The organism is Streptomyces sp. NPDC057280 (assembly GCF_042668605.1).
In the GTDB taxonomy this organism is placed as follows: domain Bacteria; phylum Actinomycetota; class Actinomycetes; order Streptomycetales; family Streptomycetaceae; genus Streptomyces.
In genome coordinates this window covers 108,064-115,815 of record NZ_JBHUYR010000017.1, presented here as the reverse complement: position 1 = coordinate 115,815, position 7,752 = coordinate 108,064, and the positions used below count along the sequence as shown (strand labels likewise).

The window sequence follows — 7,752 nt, the reverse complement described above, 5'->3', positions numbered from 1 at the left end:
GCTCCGCAGACACGACGCGCCGCCGCTACGCGGCGGGAAAGGGAATTGCTCCGCAATTCCGAATTCCGGCTCCGCCGGAATTCCCTGCCAACTCCGTTGGCAGGGGCCCGAATTCGCTCCGCGATTCGGGCCTAAAAAGGGATTCGCTCCGCGAATCCCTGCGGCTGGCTACGAGGTGGGGTCCGGATGCTTTCCGGCTCTACTCCGGATTCCTGAAAGACCGTCAATGCGGGTACCATCCACCGGATTTAAACCTTCCCGGCTCCGCGCTCTTTATTCTCGGGCAGGGTGCCACCATAAAACCAGTAGGGACCGAGGTGCAAGAGCGCAAGGAAGCAAAAAACAATGGAACTTCCGAGAGATCACCTCCCCCGTCTGGTCTGCGCGAGTGTCCTCGGGCCGGCTCTTCTGTTCAGCTCTTGCCTGCGGGACCAGTGTGAACTTGTGTCGCCGTGGCGGACTCTGATGGCCCGTCTGAGGTGCTGGAGCGCTCGCTCCGACACATCCCTGGCGGCTCTTGTGGTCGGTTCTCAGGGCGGTCCTGTTGCCCTCTCTGGGGCGACCGGTGCGTCAACTTCAGTATTCTAGGATTTCTTTGACGCTGCCTCAACAACCTTGTTTCCGTGCCACACTGAATTATGTCGAAGAAGGATGTGTGGGTACGGATCGGTGACAAGATCTTCACTGTCGACACTATTAAGGGCATGGACGACAGTGAAGCTCGCTATCTTCAGGTCAAGGTGACTGGAGAGCGTGAACCCTTGAAAATCCGTGTCCGTGTTCCATATCGCGATGAGGGACTGACAGACGAGGTGCGGCGGCGGTACTCCGATTCCACGTTGCCTGCGGTCGTCGCACAGGGGCTTCTCGACGCGATTGCGGCCTGCGCTGCGGACGGCGGGCACTGGTTGCTCGGCTTCGAGGACAACTCTGCTCGCACGGAGGCGAGTTGGGTGCGTAGCGAGCTGGGTCGGACTGGGCTGCCGCCGCGGCGACAGGAGTACGTCGGTCCACGGACCGCCCCGTCGGCGCGTCGAGGGCAGGGCCTTGATGCGCGGGAGCGGCAACGGCTCCTCGCTCAAGTCCCCGCCGACTGGCGCGTGCCAGGGCAGACGGCGGTCGAGGAGCAGGAGGCGACGAGTTGGTGAGTGGGTCTTGGAGCAGTCGTGAGGACGCTTGGGGCTCAGGGGTGTTCCGTGTGGCGCCGTTGCGTGGTGAGACGACGTTCTCCTTGATCTGTCGCGTCGCGGGCCGGTACGGGGTGCCGGAGACGACGTTGCGGTCGTGGTGGCGGTGGCACGGTTCGCGGCCCGGGCATCCGGGTGGGGGCGCGAGGGCGGATGCCGAAGTGGTGCTGAATTCGGCGGGGCGGCAAGTACTGACGGACTTGTGCGGTGTCGACGGCGCTGTGATGGCGCGAGCATTGCCCTCTTGGGAGCACGGGGATGCCGCGCTGGGGCCCAAGGGCGATACCGGGGAGCCGGTGTCTGTCTGGCGTGTGGGTGGTGCGGTGGCGGGACCCGTGGCCTTTGGCTGCCGCTTGTGTGCTGCCCGGCGGACGGGTGTGCCTGCGAGGTGGGTGCGGTACGCGGCGGGGTGGGAGCGGGTGTGTGTGCGGCATGGGCGGTGGCAGCTGGACGCGGACGCCGACCAGGAGCTGGAGTATCTGGATCTGCGGAGCCTGCCGGAGATGATCGCGGCGCAGCGGCGGTGGGCGGGTGTGGCGCGGCGGGCGGTGCGGGGCGGGGTGGAGCCTGAGCGGGTGTTCGCGCTGGCCCATGCGGTGGTGGCCCGGTGGTGGGAGCAGGCCTTGTACTGGGAGGAGGAGAAGGTGTGGCCGCGGCGGCTGCACCAGGTCGCCGACGGCGACGCGGGCGGGGAGCTGGAGAAGTGGCGGATCGTGGGCCGCGATGCGGTCATCTTTCCCGAAGTGGTCGCCGTCGCGGACGCGTTGCTGGACCCGGCCATGGCGCAGCTGGTGTGGGCCGACAGCGGGGCGGAGCGGCCGCGGCCGCTGCCCACCGACGGGGCCTTCTGCCGGGCTCTGGGCGAGCGCGTGGGCCGGCCGTGGCTGGGCCCGCTGGCCGCGACCGACTACGGCGGACCTTTGATCGCCTGGATGGGAGCCGTCCTGCGGGCGCGGCGCGGCCGTGTTGGGCCGCCCGGTTATGCGGATGATCCGTGGTGGGTGCACCAGGAATTTCAACCCGCCACCATGGCCGCGCAGTTACGGGTGCGGGCCAAGGAGAAGAAGGCTCCCGGCTCCGGCACGAACTGGCGTGCTGCGGTGCCCGCCGAACAGCGTTTCCTGATCACCAACCTCCTGAATGAGGCCGAGGAGCAGGTGATGCTCCTGCGCGGCGCGCAGGTCGGGCCGACCGCTGATGCGGCCAGGTATCTGCTGGAGACCCTCAGCCGTGGCACCGAGCTCCTCGACCGGGCGCTGGTGCAGATCATGGCCGCCGCCGTGAACGCCGGAGTCGAGCTGGAAGAGGTAGCCCGCTGGGCGCGGCTGTCCCTGGACGAGGCCGTGGAGATTCTCGGGACGTACCCGGCTGCGGACGGCCAGTAGGCCGGACTGCTGCTTGATTGGTAGAGCGTGTTAGCTCGTTGGGGTGGGGCGACGGAGTTCTCCCTGCGTGGCTGCCAGATCTGCTCTTGGCTGCCGGTGTGGGGCTGGATGACGGTGCGGAGCGTGTGGAGGCGGTGTTCGTCGACGAGGCGGGGCGTCTGACGGAGATGCCTTGGACCGCGGCTGTTGCCGAGGGGCGTTTTGAGCACGCGCCGCCGGTGGCCGCGTTCCCGGTCATGCCCGGTCGGCGGTGGGGGCCTGGCTGGTGGTGGTCGGCCACGATGGGCTGGCATGTGGCGCACGGGTCGGCGGCCATGCGGGCGCAGTTGATGCTGCTGGACCGGGACCGGCAAGTCGTGGGGTTGTCGGCGCGTCCGGTACGGGTGGTGTGGCGCGATGAACGCAGCCGGGTGCGGTCCTGGATCCCCCAGGTGTTCGCCCGGTACGCGGATGGGACCGGGCTGCTGGCGGACTGTCCCGCTGTTGAGGGCGCCGGCGGGGTACGGGCGCGGCGGGCTCAGGCGGTGCTGGACGCAGTGTGTGGGCGGGTGGGGTGGCGCTACCGGCGTCTTGGGCCGCCGGATGCGGTGGTGGCGGCGAATGTGCGGTGGTTGGCGGGCTACCGGCATCCGCGCTACCGGGGTCCGGACGGCCTGGAGGAAGCGGTCTTGGATGCCTTCGCGCAGCCTCGGCCGTTGATCGAGGGGGTGGTTGCCGTCGGGGATCCGCTGCAGGTCTTGCCGGTTGTGTATCACGCGCTGTGGGCGGGGCGGCTTGAGGCGGCGCTCAAGGTGCCCTTGTACGAGCGGGTCGTGGTCCGACGTGGAACGGCTGAGGAGTAGGGGTGATGGCGGGGTTGTCTGGGGGCTGGCGGGTCGAGGTCGGGGCGCATGTCGTGTTCGATGGCGTCACGTGGCAGATCGCTGCGCTGGTCGGGCAGACGGTGCGGCTGGTCGATGAGGCCGGGACGACAGCGTCGGTGCTCGCGGCGCACATGTGCGCTGATCCCGGTTTTCGCATCATCACGGACCGGGTGCGCCCCGAGGTGCCGCAGTGGGGTTTGTTCGAGGGGGTTGAAGTCCAGGCGCGGGAGAGGGCGTTGGCTTGGCAGCGGCACATCCGCGAGGTCGAATCCGGGCTTCCTGACGGGCCCGGCGGTAAGGGTGTGCCTCGTCCGCGGTTTGACCTCAAGCGGTGGTCGCTGGCCGAGCGGGAGCAGGCCAAGGCCGAGGAGTTGACGGCGCTGGGCTGGACGCAGGTCAGTGTGGCCACGGTGCGGCGGATGCGGGCTCGCTACCGGCAGCAGGGGCTGTTGGGGTTGGTTGACGGGCGAGCGCGGCGGGCCTGCAGTCCCACGGGACGCAGCGATGAGCGGGTGGTGGCTGCGGTGCTGGAGGCTCTGCGGCGTCAGCGCGGGCGTTCCAAGGGGACGCTGCGGGGGTTGCGGGAGTTGACCGGCCAGGTCCTGGAGGAGGTGCACGGGGTGGGTGTGGTGGCAGTGCCGCCGGAGTCGACGTTCAACCGGCTGGTGAAGGCATTGGCCGATCCCCGGGAGCTGCCGGGGCGTCCGGCGCGTACCGCAACGGTTCCGGTGGGGCCGTTCACGCCGACCAGGGCGCTGCGGCCGGGCGAGATAGTGCAGGTCGACACCACCCGGCTGGACGTCATGGCCATCGACGGCCACGGGCGTGTGGCGCGTCCGGAGCTCACCATCGCCCTCGACGTGGCCACCCGGTCCATCCTGGCCGCCGTGCTGCGGCCTGAGGGGACGAAAGCGGTGGACGCGGCGCTGCTGCTCGCCGAGATGGCCGTGCCCCACCCTATGCGGCCCGGCTGGGAGACGGCGCTGGAGCTTGCGTATGCGGCGGTGCCCTACAAACGGCTGCTGTCCCTCGATCACCGGTTCGCCGGGGCCGCGGCGCGGCCGGTGGTGGTGCCCGAGACCATCGTCGTGGATCGGGGCAAGGTGTTCGTCTCCGAAGGCTTCCTGGCCGCGAGCGAGACCCTGGGGGTGAGTGTGCAGCCTGCCCCTCCGCGACAGCCGACCGCCAAAGGCTCGGTGGAGCGGACCTTCGGCGCGATCAACACGCTCTTCGCCCAGCACGTCGCCGGCTACACCGGCTCCAACGTCACACGGCGCGGGCGGAACGTGGAAGCCGAGGCCAGCTGGACTCTTACACAGCTACAGGAGCTGCTCGACGAGTGGATCGTCTGCGGATGGCAGTCCCGTCGCCACGCAGCACTGCGGCACCCCATGCTGCCCCGGGCAGCGCTGTCGCCGAACGAGATGTGGGCGGCACTCCTGGGGGTGTGCGGGTACGTGCCGCTCGCGCTGACCGGCCGGGACTATCTCGAGCTTCTGCCCGTGCGCTGGCAGGCCGTCACCGGTCGCGGTATCCGCATCAGCCACCGCACCTATGACCACGCGGTCCTCAACGAGCACCGAGGCCAGGCCTCCGGCGTCACCGCCCGGGGCGGCAAATGGGAAGTCCACCACAACCCCCACGATCTGCGGCAGGTGTGGGTACGGCTGCCTGACGGGCAGCTCGCCGAAGTGCCCTGGATCCACCGCGAACACGTCCACGAACCGTTCGGCGAAAACGCCTGGCGGCATGTGAAGACGCTCGTGGAGCAGCGTGGCGGCCGCGAGCAGCACGAAGCCGATCTCGCCGATGTCCTCGACCAGGTCCTGCGCCGCGCCCGCACGGGCAAAGCTTCGGCGGCGCACCTGGTGGAGCGCGCCGTCCCGCTCTCACCGGCTGTGCCGGGGCAGCGAGGGGCGCAGGGCAGGAGCGGGCGCAAAGGCGCTCCAGGCGCGGCGCAGGGTGAGAGGCGGGGCGAGGACGGTGCCGCGCTGTTGGGGACACCGGCTGATACGGACGCCGGGCAGCATGCCTTTCCTGGCGGGTGGGTGCAGAGCATGCAGGACGGCACCGGATGGGAAGAGGGAGACAGCCTCGACGACCTCGACGGTGGGGACGGGCCCGATGACAGCGCTGGTGATGATGGCGCGGACGGCTTCGCCGGCACCGGTGGGGGGTTCGATCTGTACGACGCCTATCGGGAGGCCGAGCAGTGGTGAGCGAGGAAGAGGGCTTCCGGCTCGCGCCAGAGGCGCCGGCGATGAACACGTGGCAGGGCTTCGAGGCATTCGCGACCACTCCCCCACCCACGCCGCCCGGGACGCAGGCTGCGCCGCGGACCCTGGAGGAACGCCTCGCCTACCACTCGGCGTTCGTCACCATCCGCACCCCCGCCATCGACGCCCTGTCCCGCAACGTGCGCACCTTGATGCTCCTGGGGCGCCACCAGCAGGCCACCGCCCGCCCCAGCCTGATCGTCACCGGCCCGGCCACCACCGGCAAGACCACCGCGCTCCTCCAGGTCGGCCGGACCTGCCACCTCGCCCACACCACACGCCAACCCCACCCCGGCATGGGCCACGTCGCCTGCGTGCCGGTCGCGTACGTGCTGGTGCCGCCCGCCGCCAGCGCGAAAACCCTCGCCGCCGAGTTCGCCCGCTTCCTCGGCATTCCCACCACCGCCCGCATGACCCAGGCCCAGATCACCACCGCAGTGTGTGCGACCTACGCCAAAGCCGGTGTGAAACTCGTATTGATCGACGAGATCCACCGGCTCAACCCGCGCACCACCACCGGTGCCGAAAGCGCCGACCTCCTCAAAGACCTCACCGAGCGGATCGGCGCCACCTTCGTCTACGCCGGAATCGACGTCACCCGCACCGCACTGTTCACCGGCATCCGCGGAGCCCAACTCGCCGGACGCGCCGGCCTGATCGACTGCGGCGCCTTCCCTGCCCGTCTCGGCAAGAGCGAACCCTTCAAAGACCTCATCTGGGCCATGGAGAAGGCTCTCGATCTAACTCGGCACCGCCCAGGCAGCCTGCCCCGGCTCGCCTCGTACCTGCACGCGCGTACCGGCGGAAAGATCGGCAGCCTCTCCCGACTGATCCGCCAAGCCGCCCTGATCGCTTTGCTCGACGGCAGCGAACGCATCACCAAAGCCCTGCTCGACACCATCCGCCTGGACCACCTCGCCGAAGAGCACTACCGCCCCCGCACCCCACCGTCCGCCCCGCGGCGCACGGGTGCCGAAGCAGACCGTGAGCACCGGCGCAGCACGCTATGAGCCCCGCCACGACCTTCGGCTCACGGCCCGACGCTCTCAAGATCCGCGCCCCCTGGGCGGTACAGCCGCCCCTGCCGACACAGGGTGTCGTACGCGTGCGCCCCATGCCGTTCGAAGCGCCCGTCTCCTACATACAGCGCCTCGCCGACATCTACCGTCTTGGCCCGGCCCAGCTCCTCGACGGCCTCGGCATCGACCACAGCGGAACGGCAGGCACCGCCCCCGCCACCGAACTCCACCTCAACGCGCCTGCGCTGCAGCACGTGGCCGCATGGGCGGGCATCGGGCCGGCCCACCTGGACCATGCCCTCGGCCACGGCGAAAAGGCGCCCTCACACCACTGGCCACAGCACACCGGCCACGCGCCCAAGGCACAGTGGCGTCCCACCGACCCCGCCTTACGGGCGGTACACGCCTGCACCTGCTGCATCCGATCCCACAGCCACGGCACCACAGCGACAGCATGGGCGTATCTGCCCGAACACCAGCGGCTCTGTCCACGGCACCTACAGGCCAGCAGTGATCACCGGCTGGCCGGCCCTTTGAACATCCATGGCCTGCCCGAACTCACCCGTGCCCACCAGCAACACCAGCGGCTCCGCCGCCGTCAAGACGCACCCAACGCCTACACGTGGGCCACGTCGATCACCACCCGCTGGTACGACCACCAACGCCATTTGGCCCCGCGCTGGACCCGACGCCTCGAGCAGCTGGCCGCGGCCAACGAGGGCCTGCTCCAGGGAAACAAGAACGCGTCAGAGATGCTCCTCACCAGAAGCCTCATCACCTATCCCGAAACCATCACCCTCGCCCGTGCCCTGGCCCGCGTCCCCGCACGCGGACTCCCCCACACGCAACACGCCAGATTCCTTCAACACCTCGCCCACGCGCTGGGGTTACCACGCCTGGCCCCACCCCCGAGCGACCTCCTCTCCATCCGCCTCACCCCACGCTGAACCACCCGGACACCACAACAGCCAGTGGTGACCGTCCCGGCTGCCTCATGACCCGCCGATACACCTGCACAACCA

General features: G+C 69.5%; 6 protein-coding genes. All 6 read left to right on the top strand.

Annotated elements, in window-relative coordinates; all coding sequences use genetic code 11:
* Positions 1–704 precede the first annotated feature (704 nt).
* The 6 genes from ACFUO4_RS44410 to ACFUO4_RS44385 all read left to right on the top strand — a co-directional run bounded on the left by ACFUO4_RS44410 (position 705) and on the right by ACFUO4_RS44385 (position 7,677).
* The gene (locus ACFUO4_RS44410; protein ID WP_383496681.1) at positions 705–1,148 is read left to right on the top strand and encodes a hypothetical protein; all 444 of its coding nucleotides are present in this window, start codon (positions 705–707) and stop codon (positions 1,146–1,148) included.
* A 464-nt stretch (positions 1,149–1,612) separates the two neighbouring features.
* Complete coding sequence (locus ACFUO4_RS44405) at positions 1,613–2,572, top strand: DNA-binding protein (RefSeq protein WP_383496678.1); 960 nt, start codon at positions 1,613–1,615, stop codon at positions 2,570–2,572.
* A gap of 98 nt (positions 2,573–2,670) precedes the next feature.
* Complete coding sequence (locus ACFUO4_RS44400; protein WP_383496675.1) at positions 2,671–3,414, top strand: TnsA-like heteromeric transposase endonuclease subunit; 744 nt, start codon at positions 2,671–2,673, stop codon at positions 3,412–3,414.
* 5 nt (positions 3,415–3,419) lie between these two features.
* Entirely contained in the window at positions 3,420–5,654 is a 2,235-nt protein-coding gene (locus tag ACFUO4_RS44395) for a Mu transposase C-terminal domain-containing protein (protein ID WP_383496672.1), read from the top strand.
* A 41-nt stretch (positions 5,655–5,695) separates the two neighbouring features.
* On the top strand, positions 5,696–6,721 hold the full coding sequence (locus ACFUO4_RS44390) for a TniB family NTP-binding protein (protein ID WP_383496689.1): 1,026 nt from the start codon (positions 5,696–5,698) through the stop codon (positions 6,719–6,721).
* Entirely contained in the window at positions 6,718–7,677 is a 960-nt protein-coding gene (locus tag ACFUO4_RS44385; protein WP_383496670.1) for a hypothetical protein, read from the top strand. Before ACFUO4_RS44390 ends, ACFUO4_RS44385 begins: the two co-directional genes overlap by 4 nt.
* The last annotated feature ends 75 nt before the right edge of the window (positions 7,678–7,752 follow it).

Coding starts and splice junctions, on each gene's coding strand:
- ACFUO4_RS44410 (WP_383496681.1), top strand. CDS start 705: ATGGACGACAGTGAAGCTCGCTATCTTCAGGTCAAGGTGACTGGAGAG.
- ACFUO4_RS44395 (WP_383496672.1), top strand. CDS start 3,420: ATGGCGGGGTTGTCTGGGGGCTGGCGGGTCGAGGTCGGGGCGCATGTC.
- ACFUO4_RS44390 (WP_383496689.1), top strand. CDS start 5,696: ATGAACACGTGGCAGGGCTTCGAGGCATTCGCGACCACTCCCCCACCC.
- ACFUO4_RS44385 (WP_383496670.1), top strand. CDS start 6,718: ATGAGCCCCGCCACGACCTTCGGCTCACGGCCCGACGCTCTCAAGATC.